The organism is Xanthobacter tagetidis (assembly GCF_003667445.1).
In the GTDB taxonomy this organism is placed as follows: Bacteria; Pseudomonadota; Alphaproteobacteria; order Rhizobiales; family Xanthobacteraceae; genus Xanthobacter; species Xanthobacter tagetidis.
Genome location: NZ_RCTF01000003.1, coordinates 151,083 through 171,079 on the forward strand (window position 1 = coordinate 151,083; position 19,997 = coordinate 171,079).

General features: G+C 69.3%; 16 protein-coding genes. 13 read left to right on the forward strand and 3 right to left on the reverse strand.

The features are described from left to right. The first annotated feature begins 111 nt into the window (after positions 1-111). The 7 genes from D9R14_RS05120 (at position 112) to alaS (ending at position 9,109) form a co-directional block, all read left to right on the forward strand. Complete coding sequence (locus tag D9R14_RS05120) at positions 112-477, forward strand: Rieske (2Fe-2S) protein (protein ID WP_121622238.1); 366 nt, start codon at positions 112-114, stop codon at positions 475-477. Further along, a complete protein-coding gene (locus D9R14_RS05125) occupies positions 464-805 on the forward strand; it encodes a hypothetical protein (RefSeq protein ID WP_121622239.1) in 342 nt (113 codons plus the stop codon). Before D9R14_RS05120 ends, D9R14_RS05125 begins: the two co-directional genes overlap by 14 nt. Positions 806-818: 13 nt before the next feature. Beyond that, positions 819-2,057 carry an amidohydrolase family protein gene (locus D9R14_RS05130; protein WP_121622240.1) on the forward strand — a complete coding sequence of 413 codons (1,239 nt, stop codon included), beginning with the start codon at positions 819-821 and terminating at the stop codon, positions 2,055-2,057. Positions 2,058-2,170: 113 nt separating this feature from the next. Then, complete coding sequence (locus tag D9R14_RS05135; RefSeq protein WP_121622241.1) at positions 2,171-3,139, forward strand: Bug family tripartite tricarboxylate transporter substrate binding protein; 969 nt, start codon at positions 2,171-2,173, stop codon at positions 3,137-3,139. 86 nt (positions 3,140-3,225) lie between these two features. After that, positions 3,226-4,659 carry an NAD-dependent succinate-semialdehyde dehydrogenase gene (locus D9R14_RS05140; protein ID WP_121622242.1) on the forward strand — a complete coding sequence of 478 codons (1,434 nt, stop codon included), beginning with the start codon at positions 3,226-3,228 and terminating at the stop codon, positions 4,657-4,659. 283 nt (positions 4,660-4,942) lie between these two features. Continuing rightward, the gene (gene recA, locus D9R14_RS05145) at positions 4,943-6,028 is read left to right on the forward strand and encodes a recombinase RecA (RefSeq protein ID WP_121622243.1); all 1,086 of its coding nucleotides are present in this window, start codon (positions 4,943-4,945) and stop codon (positions 6,026-6,028) included. 426 nt (positions 6,029-6,454) lie between these two features. Then, positions 6,455-9,109 (forward strand): alanine--tRNA ligase, encoded by a 2,655-nt coding sequence (alaS, locus tag D9R14_RS05150; RefSeq protein ID WP_121622244.1) that lies wholly within the window; start codon positions 6,455-6,457, stop codon positions 9,107-9,109. Positions 9,110-9,422: 313 nt separating this feature from the next. Here alaS and phaC read toward each other — a convergent pair whose 3' ends face one another. Next, complete coding sequence (phaC, locus tag D9R14_RS05155) at positions 9,423-11,801, reverse strand: class I poly(R)-hydroxyalkanoic acid synthase (protein ID WP_394010511.1); 2,379 nt, start codon at positions 11,799-11,801, stop codon at positions 9,423-9,425. Between the two features lie 237 nt (positions 11,802-12,038). Between phaC and D9R14_RS05160 the strand changes: the two genes are divergently transcribed. From D9R14_RS05160 to zigA, 5 genes are all read left to right on the forward strand, one after another. Further along, complete coding sequence (locus D9R14_RS05160) at positions 12,039-12,272, forward strand: hypothetical protein (protein WP_121622245.1); 234 nt, start codon at positions 12,039-12,041, stop codon at positions 12,270-12,272. Between the two features lie 156 nt (positions 12,273-12,428). Next, on the forward strand, positions 12,429-13,649 hold the full coding sequence (locus tag D9R14_RS05165; protein ID WP_121622246.1) for an LL-diaminopimelate aminotransferase: 1,221 nt from the start codon (positions 12,429-12,431) through the stop codon (positions 13,647-13,649). Between the two features lie 62 nt (positions 13,650-13,711). Next, the gene (locus D9R14_RS05170) at positions 13,712-15,010 is read left to right on the forward strand and encodes a homoserine dehydrogenase (protein WP_121622247.1); all 1,299 of its coding nucleotides are present in this window, start codon (positions 13,712-13,714) and stop codon (positions 15,008-15,010) included. A gap of 64 nt (positions 15,011-15,074) precedes the next feature. Continuing rightward, positions 15,075-16,055, forward strand: a complete 981-nt coding sequence (gene glpX, locus D9R14_RS05175; protein ID WP_121622248.1) for a class II fructose-bisphosphatase — start codon at positions 15,075-15,077, stop codon at positions 16,053-16,055. A 185-nt stretch (positions 16,056-16,240) separates the two neighbouring features. Next, the gene (gene zigA, locus D9R14_RS05180; RefSeq protein WP_121622249.1) at positions 16,241-17,455 is read left to right on the forward strand and encodes a zinc metallochaperone GTPase ZigA; all 1,215 of its coding nucleotides are present in this window, start codon (positions 16,241-16,243) and stop codon (positions 17,453-17,455) included. Between the two features lie 18 nt (positions 17,456-17,473). Here zigA and D9R14_RS05185 read toward each other — a convergent pair whose 3' ends face one another. Next, entirely contained in the window at positions 17,474-18,775 is a 1,302-nt protein-coding gene (locus D9R14_RS05185) for a DNA polymerase IV (RefSeq protein WP_210313903.1), read from the reverse strand. Continuing rightward, positions 18,772-19,107, reverse strand: coding sequence for a DUF3572 domain-containing protein (locus D9R14_RS05190; RefSeq protein WP_121622251.1), 336 nt, complete (start codon positions 19,105-19,107; stop codon positions 18,772-18,774). The genes D9R14_RS05185 and D9R14_RS05190 overlap by 4 nt, the downstream gene beginning before the upstream one ends. A 120-nt stretch (positions 19,108-19,227) precedes the next feature. Between D9R14_RS05190 and D9R14_RS05195 the strand changes: the two genes are divergently transcribed. Next, positions 19,228-19,596, forward strand: a complete 369-nt coding sequence (locus D9R14_RS05195; protein WP_121622252.1) for a response regulator — start codon at positions 19,228-19,230, stop codon at positions 19,594-19,596. Positions 19,597-19,997: the final 401 nt, after the last annotated feature.

Genomic DNA, 19,997 nt, shown 5'->3' on the forward strand with positions numbered 1-19,997 from the left:
AACGGGTTCAATCATCAGTGGCGCGAATGATGCAAGGTTTTGTGAGCGGCGATAGCCCCCGATTAGCACCCGCACTGCAATGCACCATAAGAATTGGCAGGTGGAAACGTCATGAATGAGTACAGCGCAGGGAAGGTTGACGATTATCAGGATGGCGACCGAAAGGTCGTCCTCTGCGGCGAGGCTGAAGTCGGTGTCTTCCGAATTGCGGGCGAATTCTACGCCTGGCACAACCGATGCGCCCATCGCGCCGGTCCCGTCTGTCAGGGGCGCCTCATGAAGCGTGTACTGGAGCCGGTCGACGCGGACGGGCAGGTGCGCGCCCAGGCCTATGACGAGTGCGAAGACCACATCATCTGCCCCTGGCACGGCTACGAATTCAGCATCCGCACCGGACGCCATCCGGGCAACGAGCGCGTGCGGCTGCGCAAGGCCGAGCTCATCGTGCGAGACGGAGAGATCTATGTCCGCGCCTGAAGACGACCGTCGCAACGACGCCTATGCCTGGATCGACGCCACGGCGCCCAAGCTTCTCGCCGCCTCCCGCGAACTGGTCGAGACCGGTGCCGCCGCCCGCATCTCGGACGAGGCGGTGGCGCAGATCCTGACCGCCGCGGTGCGGCTCTACGTGGCGAAGTCCGACGGCGAGGAACGCACCTTCTCGCCCATCTTCGGCGAGCGCGACAGCGAGCTGACCCCGACCGAGCTGCTCTCGGCCGTGTCCGAGATGCTGCGCGCGCTTCATCTCGGACCGGTGGAACTGGCGCTCTGGTATCGCCGCCGCCCCGACGAACACATCTCCTGAGGTGGCCCCGCCCATGAACGTCCAAGGCAAGTTCGGCCCCAACTATGCGGCCACCCAACAGATCGACGTCTACACCGACACCCGCGAGGTGCTGGCCCACGCCAAGCGCAATGCGCGCCTGAGGGGCCTGCAGGACTGGTTCGTGGTGGACATCGACGCCCACCATGTGGAAACCGTCTCCTGGAAGGAAGTGGTCCAGTACATCGAGGACCCGGTGATCCGCGACAACGCCATGCGCTACCAGTCGGAGCGCATCGGCGGGCCGCCCTACGGCCTCAACGGCGACCTCGGCCTGCGCTATCAGTCGGTGGGCGGGCGCATTCCGCACCAGGACGACCAGCGCGAGAAGGTCGCGGAGACCGACGTGCACCGCGACGTGGTGCTCACGCGCCGCGCCATGGATTCGCTCGGCGTCGACAACATGGTGGTGTTCCCGACCCCGATGCTGTTTCTCGGCATGCACCCGCAGCCGGAGATGGAGGTGTGGCTGGGCCGTGCCTACAACCGCTGGATGGCCGACCGCATCCTTTCCGGCGACGACCGCATCAAGACCCTCGTCTACCTGCCCTTCAACACGCCGCAGGAGGCCGAGCGGGCGGTCGAGGAGTTCGGCGACCATAAGAGCGTGATCGGCTTCTGCGTCACCAGCACCCGCACCAAGCCTGTGCACCACAACGATTATATGCGCCTCTACCGGATGATCGAGGAGCGCGGCAAGCCGCTCGCCTTCCATGCCGGCTACCACTGGCAGGACCCCTCGCTCGCCACCGTGAACCGGTTCCTGGGCATGCACTGCCTCGGCTTCGTGTGGTGCAACATGATCCACATGACCAACTGGATCCTCAACGGCATTCCCGAGCGCTTCCCCAAGCTGAACACGCTGTGGGTGGAGAGCGGCCTCGCCTGGGTGCCGTTCCTGATGCAGCGGCTGGATGACCAGTTTCTCATGCGCCAGTCCGAGGCGCCGCAGCTGAAGCGCATGCCGTCCGAATACATGCGCGATACCTGCTTCTACACGACCCAGCCGATGGAAACGACGCATCCGAAGGCGCTGGAGAACACCTTCGACATGATCAATGCGAAGACGCAGTTGCTGTTTTCGTCCGACTGGCCCCATTTCGACTTTGACCTGCCGCAGATGATCTGCGATCTGCCCTTCATCGACGAGCAGGCGAAGAGAAACATCCTGGGCCTCAACGCCGCGCGGCTGTTCAACCTCGATCCCACCCCGCGCAAGAACCTGTTCGTCTAGGCCCGCCCGGAAAGGGCCAAGAGCGGCGCAAACCGCCAGACCCGAAGCCTGCGTCACGCCCGGCAGCCGCCGGCGGGGCGCGGGCCAACACCTGCAACAGAGGAAGGAACCCCATGGAGCGCAGAACGCTGCTCGGCGCCCTCGCCATACTCGCCTGCACGCTGGCGCCGGTCGCCGCGGTGCAGGCGCAGTCATTTCCCGAACGGCCGATCCGCCTGATCGTCCCCTACGCCCCCGGCGGCGCGATGGACGGCACCGCCCGCCTGCTCGCCCAGCAGCTGCAGGAGAGCCTGAAGCAGACGGTGTTGGTGGAGAACAAGCCGGGCGCCTCGGGCATGATCGGCGTCGACTTCATGCGCCGGTCCGAGCCGGACGGCTACACGATCCTGATCGACACCATGGCCATCGGCGTCAATCCCACGCTCAACAATGCCAAGTACGATCCCATCGCCGACTTCACGCCGATCTCCCAGGTGATGGCCATGCCCTACGCGCTGGCCGTCAATCCCAACTCCGGCATCAAGACGCTCGGCGACCTCGTCGCCAAGCTGAAGGCCAATCCGGGCAAGCTCAATTCCGCCACCTCGGGCACCGGAAGCCAGCTGGCCACGGTGGCCTTCCGCAAAGAGAGCGGAACGAAGTTCGAGATCATCCCGTATCCCGGCGGCGGCCCGGGCATCCTGTCGGTGATGGCCGGCGATTGCGAGATGGTCATCATGGACATGGCCAACATCGCGCCCTTCATAACGTCGGGGAAGCTCACCGGCCTCGTTGTCTCCACCCCGGGCCGGTCGGAGGTGACGCCCGACGTTCCCTCCGCGCCGGAGGTGGGCTTGCCCGGCTTCGAGGTCAGCGCCTGGTTCGGCATTTTCGGGCCCAAGGGCATCCCCGCGGACCGCGTCACCTTCCTCAATGCCGAGATCCGCAAGGCGCTGAGGACCGACGCCATGGTGAAGTTCTTCCGGTCGACGGGCTCGATCCCCTCGACCATGGATGCGCCGCAGTTCGCCGCCTTCTACCGCAAGGAGGTGGACCGCTGGCGGGCGGTGATCCTAGAGAACGGGCTCCAGGCCAAGCAGTAGCCGGTCCGGCGTGGGGCAGGAGGGGCGGGAGCCTTTCCGCCCTTTGCCGGGGCCGCGCCGGGGCGCGGCTCATCAAGGAATGCATCATGTATCGGGATGTCCTGCTCCACATCGGCGGCGAATGGCGGGGCGCGCGTGACGGGCGCACGTTCGACATCGTCAACCCGGCGACCGAGGACGCGATAGGCACCTGCGCGTTCGCCGGCACCGCGGACCTCGACGACGCCCTCGCCGCTGCCGCGCAGGGCTTCGCCGCGTGGCGGCGGCAGAGCGCACACGCCCGCGCGGGCGTGCTGATGAAGGCTGCCGAACTGCTGCGGGCGCGCGCCGAGGACGTGGCGCAGCTGATGGTGCTGGAGCAGGGCAAGCCGCTGGCCGAGGCCCGCATCGAGGTCCAGCTCTCGGCCGACGTGATCCAGTGGTTCGCCGGCGAGGCGGCCCGCATCTATGGCCGGGTCGTTCCGGCGCGCGCCGACCACGTGCGCCAGCTCTCCCTGCGGGAGCCGGTGGGCGTGGTCGCCGCCTTCACGCCCTGGAACTTCCCGGTGAGCCAGGCGACGCGCAAGAGCGCGGCGGCGCTGGCGGCGGGGTGCGCGGTCATCCTGAAGGGGCCGGAAGAGGCGCCGGCCTGCTGCGCCGAGCTGGTGCGCGCCTTCGCCGATGCGGGCCTGCCAGCGGGCGCGCTCAACCTGGTCTACGGACACCCGCCCGACATTTCCGGCTACCTCGTTCCGCATCCGCAGGTGCGCAAGATCTCCTTCACGGGCTCGACCGTGGTGGGCAAGCAGCTGGCCGCGCTCGCCGGCGCCCACATGAAGCGCGCCACCATGGAGCTCGGCGGCCACGCCCCCGCGATCGTGTGTGCCGACGCCGACCTCGATACCGCGGTGCGGGTGCTCGCCGCCGGCAAGTTCCGCAATGCCGGCCAGGTGTGCATCGCGCCGACCCGGTTCCTGGTGGAGCAGTCGGTCTATCAGCCGTTCCTGGAGCGCTTCGTCGCCGCCGCGGAGGCGCAGCGGCTCGGCAGCGGGCTCGACCCGGACACCACCATGGGGCCGCTCGCCAATCCGCGCCGGCTCCAGGCCATGGAAGCATTCATGGAGGATGCGCGCGACAAAGGCGGCCGCGTCGTCACTGGCGGCGAACGCCGGGGCAATCGCGGCTGGTTCTATGCGCCGACCGTGGTGAGCGACCTGCCGCCTGACGCGCGCCTGCTCAACGAGGAGCCGTTCGGCCCGGTGGCGCTGATCGCGCCTTTCGAGACTCTCGACGCGGTGATCGCCGAGGCGAACCGCCTGCCGTTCGGCCTGGCGGCCTATGCCTACACCCGCTCGCAACGTTCGGCCTCACGCCTTGGCGGTGAGATCGAGAGCGGCATGGTCTCGATCAACCACCACGGCCTCGGCTTGCCGGAGACGCCGTTCGGCGGCGTGAAGGACAGCGGCTATGGCAGCGAGGGCGGCGCCGAGGGCATCGAGCCCTATCTCAATGTGAAGTTCGTCAGCCAGCTCGACGCCTGACGCGGCGGCCGGGCGACCGGCGCGAAACCGCGAAAGGCGGGCGTCCGCTGGACTGGACAGCCGCCGGAAGATCGCGCTTGGGCGGCGACCGGCAGCCCCATCGCGTGGCGAGCGCGCGCAGAAATGCCGCCGATCACGGCCCTGCAGGGGCTGCATCCACCGTCGCTGGAGCGCCCGGCGGAAACTTTTCGGCAGGCTACGAGAACATATTGCGAACAGAGAACAAAAAAGGTACAAAAGCCACGTTCTCGATTTTCCCTTGCGCCAGCCCCGGAGCGCGGCAATGACTCAGGCGACACTCCGACTCGTCGAAGGTTCCTCCATGGACAAGACCAAGGCGCTGGACGCCGCGCTTTCCCAGATCGAGCGCCATTTCGGCAAGGGCTCGATCATGCGGCTCGGCAAGGGCGGCAAGGCGCTCGAGGTGGAGAGCATTCCCTCCGGCTCGCTCGGCCTCGACATCGCGCTCGGCATCGGCGGCCTTCCCAAGGGGCGCGTGGTCGAGATCTTCGGACCCGAATCGTCCGGCAAGACCACGCTGGCGCTGCACACGGTGGCCGAAGCGCAGAAAAAGGGCGGCACCTGCGCCTTCATCGACGCCGAGCATGCGCTCGATCCGGTCTATGCCCGCAAGCTGGGGGTCAATCTTGATGAACTCCTGATCTCCCAGCCCGACGCCGGCGAGCAGGCGCTGGAGATCGCCGACACGCTGGTGCGTTCCGGCGCGATCGACGTGCTGGTGGTGGATTCGGTGGCGGCGCTCACCCCGCGCGCCGAGCTCGACGGCGAGATGGGCGACAACCAGCCGGGCCTGCAGGCGCGCCTGATGAGCCAGGCGCTGCGCAAGCTCACGGGATCGATCTCCAAGTCCAACACCATGGTCATCTTCATCAACCAGATCCGCATGAAGATCGGTGTGATGTACGGCTCGCCGGAGACCACGACCGGCGGCAATGCGCTCAAATTCTATGCCTCGGTCCGCCTCGACATCCGCCGCATCGGCATGATCAAGGAGCGCGACGAGGTGGTGGGCAACCAGACCCGCGTGAAGGTGGTGAAGAACAAGCTCGCCCCACCCTTCAAGCAGGTGGAGTTCGACATCATGTACGGCGAGGGCGTGTCGAAGATGGGCGAACTGCTCGATCTCGGCGTCAAGGCGGGCGTGGTGGAGAAGTCCGGCGCCTGGTTCTCCTATGACAGCCAGCGGCTGGGACAGGGCCGCGAGAATGCCAAGACGTTCCTCAGGCAGAATGCGGAAGTGGCGGGGCGCATCGAAGCGGCGATCCGCCAGAACGCCGGCCTGATCGCCGAGAAAATCCTGGCCGGCGATCCGGAGGCCGATGCCGATGGCTCGGAGGCCGACGCCTGATGCGCATTCGCTGAGCGGTGCTCGTCTTGCGGCGCGCCGCGGGACGATCGGCGAGCGAACGTCCGTGCGGCAGTGGCGCGAGCGTGCCGGGACCCGCGTCTGACGGGGCGTGTCTGACTTGCCGCTTCTGACGTGTCGCGGCTGCGGGGCGGGCGAATTCGGTCGATCGGGCGGCGCTGGCGCGTTGGGCGCTTGCCGCTGGCGCCGGCACGCCCGCCGCGGGCGTGCCCGGCGGCGCCTCGCACGGCGGCATAAGGCGCGGGGTTTCTGGACAAGCGCAAGCCCCCCCGTTAAACGAACCCGGTTCCGGTCGGTATCCGCGCAGGGTCCGCCGGAGCCGCGAAGCGTCCGTTTCGGTGCGCGCTCGCGCGGAGACCACCACCGCCGGACGCATCCGCGCCGGCCCTGAGGGATGATGGCCGGACCATGAGCGGCGTGAACGAGATCCGGTCGACCTTCCTCGACTACTTCGTCAAGCAGGGGCACGAGGCGGTCGCCTCCTCGCCGCTCGTCCCGCACAACGACCCCACCCTCATGTTCACCAATGCGGGGATGGTGCAGTTCAAGAACGTCTTCACCGGCGTCGAGAAGCGCCCCTATGCGCGCGCCGTGACGTCGCAGAAGTGCGTGCGCGCCGGCGGCAAGCACAACGACCTCGACAATGTGGGCTACACCGCGCGGCACCACACCTTCTTCGAGATGCTCGGCAACTTCTCGTTCGGCGACTATTTCAAGGACCGCGCCATCGAACTGGCCTGGAACCTCGTCACCCGCGAGTTCGAGCTGCCGAAGGACCGCCTGCTGGTGACGGTCTACAGCGAGGACGACGAGGCGCACCGCCTGTGGAAGTCCATCGCCGGCCTGCCGGACGAGAAGATCATCCGCATTCCCACCTCGGACAATTTCTGGTCCATGGGCGACACCGGCCCGTGCGGTCCCTGCTCGGAGATATTCTTCGACCACGGGCCGCACATCCCCGGCGGCCCGCCCGGCTCGCCGGACGCGGACGGCGACCGCTTCATCGAGATCTGGAACCTCGTCTTCATGCAGTACGAGCAGCTCGCCGGCGGTGAGCGGGTTGGCCTGCCGCGCCCGTCCATCGACACCGGCATGGGCCTGGAGCGCATCTCCGCCGTGCTCCAGGGCACCCACGACAATTACGAGACCGACCTCATGCGGGCGATCATCGCCGAGGTCGCCGAACTCACCGACGTCGATGCGAACGGCCCGCAGAAGGCGAGCCACCGGGTGATCGCCGATCATCTTCGCGCCGCGGTCTTCCTGACCGCCGACGGCGTGCTGCCCTCCAACGAGGGGCGCGGCTACGTGCTCCGGCGCATCATGCGGCGCGCCATGCGCCACGCCCAGCTGCTCGGCGCCAAGGAGCCGCTGATGCACCGGCTGGTGCCGATCCTGGTGCGCGAGATGGGCCGCGCCTATCCGGAGATCGTGCGCGCCGAGCCGCTCGCCAGCGAGACCCTGCTGCTGGAGGAGACCCGCTTCCGCCGCACGCTGGAGCGCGGCCTCTCCATCCTTGAGGAGGAGACCGCCCATCTTTCGGCCGGCGGCCGCTTCTCGGGCGAGGTGGCGTTCAAGCTCTACGACACCTTCGGCTTCCCGCTCGATCTGACCCAGGACGCGCTGCGCGCCCGCGACATCTCGGTGGACCTGCCCGCCTTCGACGCCGCCATGGCGCGCCAGAAGGCGGAGGCGCGCGCCAATTGGGCGGGCTCGGGCGAGGCGGCGACCGACACGGTGTGGTTCGCGCTGCGCGACGAGGTGGGAGCCACCGAGTTCCTCGGCTACGACACCGAGAAGGCCGAGGGCGTGGTGCGCGCGATCGTGCGCGACGGCGCGCCGGTCGAGCGGCTTGCCGCCGGCGAGCGCGGCCTCGTCATCCTCAACCAGACGCCGTTCTACGGGGAATCCGGCGGCCAGGTGGGCGATGTCGGCCAGTTCGCCGGAGAGGGCGGCCTTGCTGGCACCGTCAACAGCACGCAGAAGAAGCTCGGCGATCTCTTCATCCACGACGTCAGCGTCACCGCCGGCACGCTCGCGGTGGGCACGCCGGTGGCGCTGGAGGTGGACCATTCGCGCCGCGCCGCAGTGCGCGCCAACCATTCCGCCACCCATCTGCTGCACGAGGCGCTGCGCCGGGTGCTCGGCGACCATGTGGCCCAGAAGGGCTCGCTGGTGGCTCCTGACCGCCTGCGCTTCGACTTCTCCCATCCCAAGCCCCTCACCGACGCCGAGCGCGCCGAGGTGGAGGACATCGCCAACCGCTTCGTGCTGCGCAACGAGCCGGTGGAAACCCGCATCCTAGCGGTGGACGATGCCATCAAGTCCGGTGCCCGCGCTCTGTTCGGCGAGAAGTATGGCGAGGAGGTGCGGGTCGTCTCCATGGGCACGGACGAGGGCAATGGCGCGCCCTATTCGGTGGAGCTGTGCGGCGGCACGCATGTGAAGCGCACCGGCGACATCGGCCTCATCTCGCTGGTGTCCGAAGGGGCCGTCGCCTCCGGCGTGCGCCGCATCGAGGCCATGACCGGCCATGCGGCGCGCCGGCATCTCAACGATGCCAATGCGGCGCTGCAGGGCGCTGCCGCCACCCTCAAGGCGCCGGTCGCCGAGGTGGAGGCGCGGCTTGTGGCGCTGGTCGATGAGCGCCGCAAGCTGGAGCGCGACCTGGCGGACGCCCGCAAGAAGCTCGCCATGGGCGGCGGCGGCGCGAGCGGCGGGGACGACGTGCGCGCGGTGGGCGACGTCAAGCTCATGGCGCGTGCGGTCTCGGGCATCGAGATCAAGGACCTCAAGGCGCTGGTGGACGAGGGCAAGCAGCGCATCGGCTCGGGCGTGGTCGCCATCGTCGGCGTCACCGAGGACGGCAAAGCGGGGATCGTCGTCGGCGTCACTGCGGACCTCGCCGGTCGCTTCGATGCGGTCGCCCTGGTGCGGCGCGGCGCCGAGGTGCTCGGCGGCAAGGGCGGCGGCGGCCGGCCCGACATGGCCCAGGCCGGCGGCCCGGACGGCGCGAAGGCGGCTGACGCGCTCGCCGCCATCGAGGCCGCGCTGGCGGGCTGATCGCACCCGCGGGCCGGGCGGGCGCGGCGCGCCCGGCTGGCAGCGCGTCGAGGCGCCCCCGTCGAGGGGACCTGCCGTCAAGCGGTGAACAGGTGCCCCATCCCGGGCAGCTCATATAGGGCGCCTCATCTAGGGCGCCATGCATGCGGGCGCCATGTATGCGTCGGTGCCGCCACATCGCGTTCGGCGTGCACAGGGCAGGGCACGGACGGCTCCTTCAGCGTCCAGTCGCGGGCACGGCGCGGCTTTTCGCCGGCCACCTTGGAAACGCGCGCAGAAACGCCTTCAGAAACGCACCCTTCGAATCCCCGCCTCAGGAGCGCTGCTTCACATAGCGGCCCGGGGCATCCTCGATGGGCTGGAGGCGGCCGCCGCCCACTGCGCGCGCCTGCACCTCGTCGGGATGGAGCGCCGAGAACCATTGCATCCAGTCCGGCCACCACGAGCCCTTGTGCTCGCGCGCGCCGTCGAGCCAGGCCTCGAAGCTCGGCCCCACCGGGCCATCGGCCCAATACTGGTACTTCATCTTGGCCGGCGGATTGACCACGCCGGCGATGTGGCCCGAGCCGGCGAGCACGTAGCGCACCGGCCCCGACAGCATGTTGGCGCCGATGAACACCGAGTTGGGCGGCGCGATGTGGTCTTCCCGCGTCGCCAGCGAATAGACCGGCACCTGGACCTTGGTCATGTCGATGCGCACGCCGGACAGGTCGGCGAGGCCACGGGCGATGTTGTTGGTGAGGTAGCAGTTGCGCAGGTAATAGGAATGGTTCGCCGCCGGCATGCGCGTGGAATCGGCGTTCCAGTAGAGCAGGTCGAACGGGAATGGCGCCTTGCCCTTCATGTAGTTGTTCACGACATAGGGCCAGATCAGGTCGTTCGAGCGCAGCATGTTGAAGGCGGAAGCCATCTTCGAGCCTTCAAGATAGCCCATCTGCTTCATCTTGCGCTCGAGCACCGCGAGCTGCTCCTCGTCCACGAACACCTTCAGGTCGCCCGCATGGGTGAAGTCGATCTGGGTGGTGAGGAAGGTGGAGCTGGCGATGCGGTCGTCGCCGGTGGCGGCCATGTAGGCCAGCGTCACGGCGAGCAGCGTGCCGCCGACGCAATAGCCCACCGTGTGCACGCGCCGCTCGCCGGAGGCGATGGCCACCTGGTCGAGCGCGGCCATGATGCCGTCGCGCATGTAGTCGTCGAAGCCCTTGGCGGCGAGGCGCGCGTCCGGGTTCACCCAGGAGATGGTGAACACGGTGACGCCCTGGTCCACCAGCCACCGGATCATCGACTTCTCGGGCGTGAGGTCGAGGATGTAGAACTTGTTGATCCAGGGCGGCACGATCAGCACCGGCGTCTTCTTCACCTGCCCGGTGGCGGGCGCGTACTGGATGAGCTGCATCAGCTCGTTCTCGTACACCACCTTGCCCGGCGTCGTGGCGAGGTTGCGGCCCACCTCGAACGCGCTCATGTCGGTCTGGCGGATCTTGAGCGTGCCCTTGCCCGCGATCAGGTCCTCGGTGAGGTGCTGCATGCCCTTCACGAGGTTCTCGCCGGACGAGGACAGCGTCTCGCGGATCACCTCGGGGTTGGTGACGACGAAGTTCGAGGGCGAGATGGCGTTGGCGAGCTGGCGCACCAGGAACTCGGCCTTGTGCTTGGTGTGGGGCTGAAGGCCCTCGGCCTCCTCCACCATATCCTCGGCCCATTTGGAGGTGACGAGATAGGCCTGCTTCAGGGCGTCGAAGATCGGGCTCTCGCTCCAGCCGGCATCCTTGAAACGCGCGTCCCTGGGATCGGGCGCGACCACCGGGGCCACCTCCTCGCCGGCGAGCCGCTTCATGGTGTTGGCCCACACCGAGAGATAGCCGCCCATGAGGCGGGTCTGTGCCTCCACGGTGCGCTGGGGATCGGCCATCCAGTATTCGGCCACATGGCCCATGGTCTTGATGGCGTCGGCAATGTCGTCGGCCATGTCGTCCTTCCGGCCGGCCTCGCGCGGCGCGAGATAGGCGGCCATGGCCTTGCCACCTTCCTCCACCAGCCGGGCAAGGTTGCGCGAGAAGGCCTCGACGTCGAGGCCCGCGGGGCCCTGTCCGGCCGCGTCCTTCGGCTTGTCCTTCTTGTCCGGACCGCTCTTTCCCTGGCCATCGCCCTGGCGATCCCTGGCGGAGGCCGGCGCCTGCGGCGCGGGCGCTGCGGGCGCGGGCCTGGCAGGGGCAGCCTCGGGCGTCGCGAGGGCGGCGAGCGCCGCCTGGACCTCGGCGAGCGGCTGGGTGGCCTGGGGCCGCGGCGCCTCGGGCTGCGCCGCCTCGCGCAGCGGCTCTTCATTGGGAGCGAGCGGCAGCGGCGGCAGGTCCATGGCCGGGCCGGAGAAGGGGGCGAGCACGGCGGCGGCCACCTCCTTCATCATGTCGGCGGGGCTCGCCTGCGGCATCGCCTCAAAGGGTGCCGTCTCGGGCGGCGCCATCTGCGGCGGCGCCATCTGCGGCGGTGCCATGAAGGGATCGCCGGCGAACGGCGGATCGGCGAGCGCCGTGCCGTCCTCGGGCGCGACGCGGGATGAGGGGTCGGCAGCCGGTTGCTGCGGCGCGGCATGATCGGCGGGCGGCGCGGCGGCAGGCCCGGCATCGGCGGGCACGCTGTCCTGCCCGATCCGCATCTCGGCGTGCCCGGAGGTCTCGTCGGCAGCGGACATCCGCTCTCCCCTTGGTGCGGGCGATGCCGGATGGCGCCCGCTTGGTGCGCGATTAAGCGTTATGAATCTTGCTTCCAGCTTCCGCCATATTAGCGGGTGAATGTGCCGTTATCGAGCCTGACGATCAGCGCAATTGACCCTGGGGATGAAGCCGCAGCCGTGACTTTCCTTTGCCGACGCGAGAATTCCCCGCCTTACCCCTTCCCGGGAGCCGGACGGGCCTGCGCCGCCGTTCTGGTGCTTGCCGCTCTCGCCGGCTGCACCTCCGACGGGCCGCTCGCCTCCATCACGCCGCCCAATCCCGACGTGCCGAAGGTGGAGGCCGACAATTTCCCCTCGATCGGCGCCCAGCCCACGGGCCGGCCCCCGCCGCTCTCCGCCGAGGACCGCGCCAAGCTCCAGGCGGACCTGGAGGCGCTCGCCAAGGATCGCGAGGCCAAGCTCAAGCGCTCGATCGGCGCCGACAACTGAGAGGCGGCCGGGGCGCCGGGGGAGCATCTTTCCCTGCGGAAGCCGCAATCATTGCTTTTTCATTCACCGAACAGTGCTAAAAAGCCCGACTGCCGCGCCGGGAGAAGAGGTTGCGCGGCGACGAACGGCCGCGTGGCGGCCTCTGGAGCTCAGAAGATGACCACCGATTTTCACCGCATTCGCCGGCTGCCGCCCTACGTGTTCGAGCAAGTGAACCGTGTGAAGGCCGCCGCCCGCAATGCCGGGGTGGACATCATCGACCTCGGCATGGGCAATCCCGACCTCGAAGCGCCGGCGCATGTGATCGAGAAGCTCAAGGAGACCATCGGCAAGCCGCGCACCGACCGCTACTCCGCCTCCAAGGGCATCCCCGGGCTGCGCCGCGCGCAGGCGGGCTATTACGAGCGCCGCTTCGGCGTGAAGCTCAATCCCGACACCCAGGTCGTCGCGACGCTGGGTTCGAAGGAGGGCTTCGCCAACATGGCGCAGGCCATCACCGCCCCCGGCGACGTGATCCTGACGCCGAATCCGTCCTATCCCATCCACGCCTTCGGCTTCCTGATGGCCGGCGGCGTCATCCGCTCGGTGCCGGTGGAGCCGGGGCCGGAATTCTTCCACGCCATGGAGCGGGCGGTGAAGCATTCCATCCCCAAGCCCATCGCCGTGGTGCTGTGCTATCCCTCGAACCCCACGGCCTGCGTGGCGGACCTCGAATTCTACCGGGACGTGGTGGCGTTCGCGAAGAAGAACGACCTGATCGTTCTCTCCGACCTCGCTTACGCCGAGCTCTATTACGACGACGTGCCGCCGCCCTCCGTGCTGCAGGTGCCCGGCGCCATGGACGTGACGGTGGAGTTCACCTCCATGTCCAAGACCTATTCCATGCCCGGCTGGCGCATGGGCTTCGCGGTGGGCAATGAGCGCCTTATCGCCGCGCTCTCGCGGGTGAAGTCCTATCTCGACTACGGCGCCTATACGCCGATCCAGGTGGCGGCCGCCGCGGCGCTCAACGGCCCGCAGGAGTGCATCGCCGAGATGCGCGAGACCTACAAGAAGCGCCGCGACGCGATGGTGGAGAGCTTCGGCCGCGCCGGATTCACGGTGCCCTCGCCGCGCGCCTCCATGTTCGCCTGGGCGCCGATCCCCGAGCCGTTCCGGGCCATGGGCTCGGTGGAATTCTCGAAGCTGCTGATCGAGAAGGCAGAGGTGGCGGTGGCGCCGGGCGTCGGCTTCGGCGAGCACGGCGACGACTATGTCCGCATCGCCGTGGTGGAGAACGAGCAGCGCATCCGCCAGGCGGCGCGCAACATCCGCCGCTTCTTCGACCAGGCCGGCACCACGCTGCACAACGTGGTGCCGCTCAGCGCCGCGCGCTGAGCCTCAGCCCGCCGCGGCCCGCACGGCCGCGGCCGCCCGACGAAAAGAGAACCGGTTCGACCATGAGCGACTTGAAAGTGGGCCTTGCGGGCCTCGGCACCGTCGGGGCCGCCGTGCTGCGCATGCTGGCGCGGCAGGAGGCGGAGATCGCCGCCCGCACCGGCCGCCGCATCAAGGTGGTGGCGGTGGCGGCGCGCGACCGCGCCAAGGACCGGGGCGTCGACCTCTCGCAGGTGGCGTGGTTCGACGATCCCGTGGCGCTCGCCCGCGAGGGCGAGATCGACGTGTTCGTGGAACTGATGGGCGGCGAGGGCGATCCCGCCAAGGCGGCGGTCGCCGCCGCGCTCGATGCCGGCCGCTCGGTGGTCACCGCCAACAAGGCCCTGCTCGCGCGCTGCGGCGTGGAGCTGGCGCGCCGCGCCGAGGCGACCGGCGCGGCCCTGCTGTTCGAGGCGGCGGTGGCGGGCGGCATCCCGGTGGTCAAGACCCTGCGCGAGGCCATGGAAGGCAACCGCCTGGTGCGCGTCTCGGGCATCCTCAACGGCACCTGCAACTACATCCTCACCCGCATGGCGGACGAGAAGCTCTCCTTCGGCGTCTGCCTGAGCGAGGCGCAGCGGCTCGGCTATGCGGAGGCCGACCCGACCTTCGACATCGACGGCTTCGACACCGCCCACAAGCTCGCTCTGCTCACCTCGCTCGCCTTCGGCACGCGGGTGGATGCGGAGGCGATCTATGTGGAGGGCATCCGCCAGCTCACGCTCGAAGACCTCGATGCGGCGGACGACCTCGGCTACAAGGTCAAGCTGCTCGGCGTCGCGGTGCGTACCGATGCCGGCATCGAGCAGCGGGTGCATCCCACCATGGTGCCCAAGCACTGGCCGCTGGCGCAGGTCGCCGGCGTCACCAACGCGGTGGCGCTCGACGGCGACGCGGTGGACCTCACTCTGGTCGGCCCCGGCGCCGGAGGCGATGCCACCGCCTCCGCCGTGGTGGCGGACCTCGCCGAGATGGCGCGCGGCGCCCGCCCGTTCGCCTTCGGCATGCCGGCCGAGCTGCTGCTGCCGGCCGAGCGCGCGCCCATGCAGCGCCACGAGGGCGGCTATTATATCCGCCTCGCGGTGCTGAACCGGCCGGGCACGGCGGCGATCATCGCCGGGCGCATGGCGGACCAGAACATCTCGCTGGAATCCATCGTCCAGCGCCGGCCGGTGGGCCTGAAGGCGGAGCCGGAAACGGCCAACGTCATCCTCATCACCTATGCCACCACGGAAGAGGCGGTGCGCCGCGCCATCGCCGCCATCGAGGCGGAGGGCGTCGTCGCCTCCCTGCCGCAGGTGATCCGCATCGAGAAGGACTGACGCGGCCAGGGCACGTCGCCCCAAGAAACTGAGCCACAAGACACGGAGCCAAGGGAGAACGTCCATGAGCATGACGCGCATGCCGGCCACGCTCGACCGCCGCCTCGCTTTGGAGATGGCGCAGATCACCGAGCGCGCCGCCGTGGCCGCCGCCCGCCTGCGCGGCCGCGGCGACGAGCAGGCCGCCGACCTCGCCGCCATGGAGCGCGCCTTCCGCGAACTGTCGCGCATGCCCATCTCGGGCACCGTGGTGATCGGCGAGGGCGACGAGGGGGAGGTGGAGCACTTCTACGTCGGCGAGACCATGGGCGCCGGCGGCGAGCAGGTGGACGTGGCGGTGGACGCGCTCGAAGGCTCCACCCTGTGCGCCAAGAACATGGAAGGCTCGATCTCGGTGCTCGCGCTGGCCGAACCCGGCTCGCTGCTGAAGGTGCCGCCGGCCTACATGGAGAAGCTCGCCATCGGGCCGGGCTATCCGGAGGGCATCGTCTCGCTCACCCAGTCGCCGCAGGACAACATCGCCGCGCTCGCCGAGGCGAAGGGCGTGGCGCCCACCGAGATCACCGCTTTGATCCTCGACCGGCCGCGCCACGCGCCCCTGGTGGAGGCGGTGCGCAAGGCCGGCGCCGCCATCAAGCTCATCAGCGACGGCGACGTGGCGGGCGTGATCCACACCACCAACCCGGCCGAGAGCGGCATCGACATCTATCTCGGCCTCGGCGGGGCGGCGGAGGGCGTGCTGGCGGCGGCGGCGCTGCGCTGCATCGGCGGCCAGATGCAGGGCCGCCTCGTGCTCGACACCGAGCGCAAGCGCGAGCAGGCCAAGCGCCTCGGCATCCGCGACGCGTCCAAGATCTACCGGCTGGAGGACATGGTGCGCGGCGACTGCCTGGTGGCCGCCACCGGCGTCACCGACGGCGCGCTGCTCACCGGCGTGCGCTTCTCGCGCGAGGTGATCTTCACTGACACGGTGGTGATGCGCGCGGCCACCGGCACGGTGCGCCGCATCGCCGCCGAGCACCGGGATTTCGCCAAGTTCGCCTGACGATGGGGCGTCCGCGCCGCGGGCCGCGGCGCCACGACCGAGCCTGCCGCACCCTTGCGCCCAATGGCGCGCTCCGATAATGATACATTGTATCTTTTATCGGTCGAAGCCGTCCCTTCGCGGGCGGCGGCGCGCGGATGCGCCGTCGCTCCGGTGCCGCGGCCGGCCCCAAGGGAGCGCCATTCATGCCTCAGGCCCTTCTGCCTGTGACCGTTCTTTCCGGCTTCCTCGGCGCGGGGAAGACCACGCTGCTCAACGCCATCCTCGCCAATCGCGAGGGGCTCAAGGTGGCGGTGATCGTCAACGACATGAGCGAGGTGAACATCGACGCGGAGCTGGTGCGCTCGGGCGGGGCGAACCTGTCCCACACCGAGGAAAAGCTGGTGGAGATGAGCAACGGTTGCATCTGCTGCACCCTGCGCGACGACCTCCTGAATGAGGTGCGGCGCCTCGCGGAGGATGGCCGCTTCGATTATCTGCTGATCGAATCCACCGGCATCGCCGAGCCGCTGCCGGTCGCCGCCACCTTCGACTTCCGCGACGAGGACGGCCGCTCGCTCTCCGACGTCGCCCGGCTCGACACCATGGTGACGGTGGTGGACGCGGCCAATCTGCTGAACGACTTCAGCTCGCGCGATTTCCTGCGCGATCGCGGCGAGACCGCAGGTGAGGAGGATGCGCGCACCCTGGTCGATCTGCTCACCGACCAGATCGAGTTCGCCGACGTGATCGTGCTCAACAAGATCTCGGCGGTCGATCCCCACAAGCGCGCGGTGGTGCGCGGGGTGGTGAAGTCGCTCAATCCCGATGCCCGCCTGATCGAGACCGACTATGCCAGCGTGCCGCTGAAGGAGGTGCTCGGCACCGGGCGCTTTGACTTTGAGCGCGCCAGCACCCATCCGCTGTGGTTCAAGGAGCTGAACGGCTTCAAGGACCATGTGCCGGAGACCGAGGAATACGGCGTCACGAGCTTCGTCTACCGCGCGCGGCGGCCGTTCCACCCCGAGCGGTTCAATGCCTTCCTGGCGCGCACCTGGCCCGGGCTGGTGCGCGCCAAGGGCCTGTTCTGGCTCGCGACGCGGCCCCAGCGGGTCGGCGAGATGAGCCTGGCCGGCGCGATCTGCCAGACCGGCACCATCGGCCGCTGGTGGGCGAGCGTGCCGCAGGAGAACTGGCCGACCCAGCCCGACTGGCGCTCCTGGCTGCGCGCCCACTGGGTGCCGGGCTATGGCGACCGGCGGCAGGAACTGGTGTTCATCGGCATGGGGCTGGACGAGGGCGCCATGCGCGCTGCGCTCGATGCCTGCCTCGTCGGGCCCGCCGATCCGCTGCGCTTCGACGCCGAGAAGCTCAAGCATTTGCCGGACCCGTTCCCCGTGTGGGAGGCGGTGCCGGCCTGAGCCGGCAGGGCAGGGGGCTCAGCGCCCCTTGCGCCGCCCGCGGATGTCCGCGTCGAGCAGGATGCCGCGGGTGACGGCGTCGCGGCCGAACTTCTCCTTCAGGCGGTCCATGGCGCCCTCGGCCGCCTTCATGCGGCTGGCGCTGGTGTCCACGAGATCGGAGGGGTCGGCTGCCTCCGCCGGGCCGAGATCGGAGACGCCGACGCCGACCAGGCGGAAGCGCGTGCCGTCCGCCTCCTTCGCCAGCAAATCGTGCGCGGCGGCATAGATGCGGCCGGCGAGCGCGGTGTGGCTCTCCAGCGTGCGCGCGCGGGTGCGCAGGCGGAAGTCGGCGGTCTTCAGCTTCAGCGTCACGGTGCGGCCGGAGAGCGCGGCCTTCTTGAGCCGTGCGCTCACCTCTTCGGCCAGGCCGTAGAGCGCCTGCTCCAGCGGCCGCAAAGCGGAAATGTCGGCATCGAAGGTGGTCTCGGCGGAGACGCTCTTGGCCTCGCGGCTGGGGTCCACCTTGCGCGTGTCGATGCCGAAGGCCAGCCGCGACAGGCGCAGGCCCTCGGCGCCGTAGCGGCGGGCGAGGTCGGCCGGCGCGGCGCGCTGCAGGTCGGCGATGGTTGAAAAGCCGTCCTTGGCGAGCCTGGCGCCGAATGCCGTCCCCACGCCCCAGATGAAGGTGACCGGGCGCGGCGCGAGGAACGCCGCCGCCTCGTCCGCCCCCAGCACCGAGAAGCCGCGCGGCTTGTCGAGGTCGGAGGCGGTCTTGGCCAGGAACTTGTTGGGCGCGAGCCCCACCGAGACCGTGATGCCCACCTGCCGCTCCACCTCCCGCGCGAACCGGCCGAGGGTGAGCGCCGGGCTCGCCCCGTGCAGCGCCTGCGTGCCGCCGAGGTCGAGGAAGGCCTCGTCGATGGAGAGCGGCTCCACCAGCGGTGTCAGCGCCTGCATCAGCGCGCGCACCTGCCGTCCGGCGATGCGGTACTTCTCCATGTTCGGCTTGAGGATCACCGCCTCCGGACACAGCGCCCTGGCCTTGAACATGGGCATGGCCGAGCGCACGCCGCTGATGCGGGCGATGTAGCAGCAGGTGGAAACCACGCCCCTCTTGCCGCCGCCGATGATGAGCGGAACATGCGCGAGGGAGGGGTCGTCGCGCTTCTCCACGGCGGCGAAGAAGGCGTCGCAATCCACGTGCGCCACCGTCAGGGCGTGGATCTCGGCGTGGCGCACGAGGCGCGGGCTGCCGCAGGCGAGGCAGCGCGGGCCGGCGCCCGCCTCGCTCAGGCAGTCGCGGCAGAAGCCGGGCGCCGCGCTCACGGTTGGCCTCAGGAGCGGCGGACGGTGGCGTCGGGGTCGACGGGCGGCGCCAGGATGTCGTGCGCGCCCACCACGTGGCGCGGGTCGAGCTTCTGCTCCTCGGCGAACGCCAGCAGCAGGGGCTCGTCGGCGATCAGGAAGGCGAGCACGCCAGCGCCGAAATCGCGCCGCGCCGCCGCCTGCCGCAGGTTGGCGGGCGAAAGCCCGGTCTCGCCCAGGAACCGCACCAGGCGCTCGCCGTCGCCGGCGATGAAGGCGAGCGCCGCGGCGGCCACCTCCTCGGCGGCGGCACGCTGGGCGATCAGGCCCTTGGGCTGGGGGTTCGGTCGGTCCTTGAGTGCCATTTGCTCTTCCGCAAGGAATGGGGTCTAGCTGTCACCATTCCACCACGTCCGCGCGGCGCTGCGAAGCGGGCAGGCGAGGGGCCGGCAGAGCCGGGGGCGAGTCGGGGGAACGGGGGCTCCATGGCGAAGACGGTGATGATCGTGGAGGACAACGAGCTGAACATGAAGCTCTTCCACGACCTTCTGGAGGCGCACGGCTACCGCACGGTCGAGACCCGCTCCGGCGTCGAGGCGGTGGAGCTGGCGCGTGCCCATCGTCCGGACCTCATCATCATGGACATCCAGCTCCCGGAGATTTCCGGCCTCGACGTCACGCGCAAGCTGAAGGCCGATCCGGAGCTGCGCGCCATCCCCGTGGTGGCCGTGACCGCCTTCGCCATGAAGGGCGACGAGGAGCGCATCCGCGCCGGCGGCTGCGAGGCCTATCTCTCGAAGCCGATCTCGGTGATGCAGTTCCTTTCCACCGTGCGCCAGTATGCCGGCGGGTAGGCCGCCGCCGCCGTAGGGGACGGGCGAATCGCCCGCTTTTCCTGCGGGCCGTATTGCGCTACTGTTAAGATATCTTGAAGGTCAGGGGCGAAGTGGCGTGCGCAGGAGATGCGGTCCTGCGCTGCGGTGCCGTTCGCCCCGCCGCGTGTCAGGTCCCGCGTCCGCTGCGTCGCGTTTCCGGCGCCGAACGACCGAGACAACCCTGCGGAGTGCTCAGGTCCGCCGCATCTCCTGGGTCCGTGGGGTTTGGCCGGTGGGTGAGCGTGTTCGGGAGGCCTCCCCGTTCGCTCCCCACCGGCCAGCCACCCCTTCTCCTGATTGGTATTTGGGTCGTGAGCCTGGTTCACAACGAGCAAACAAAGCTCACGGCCAACGCCCTGGATCGTGCTTCGACCGCCTGC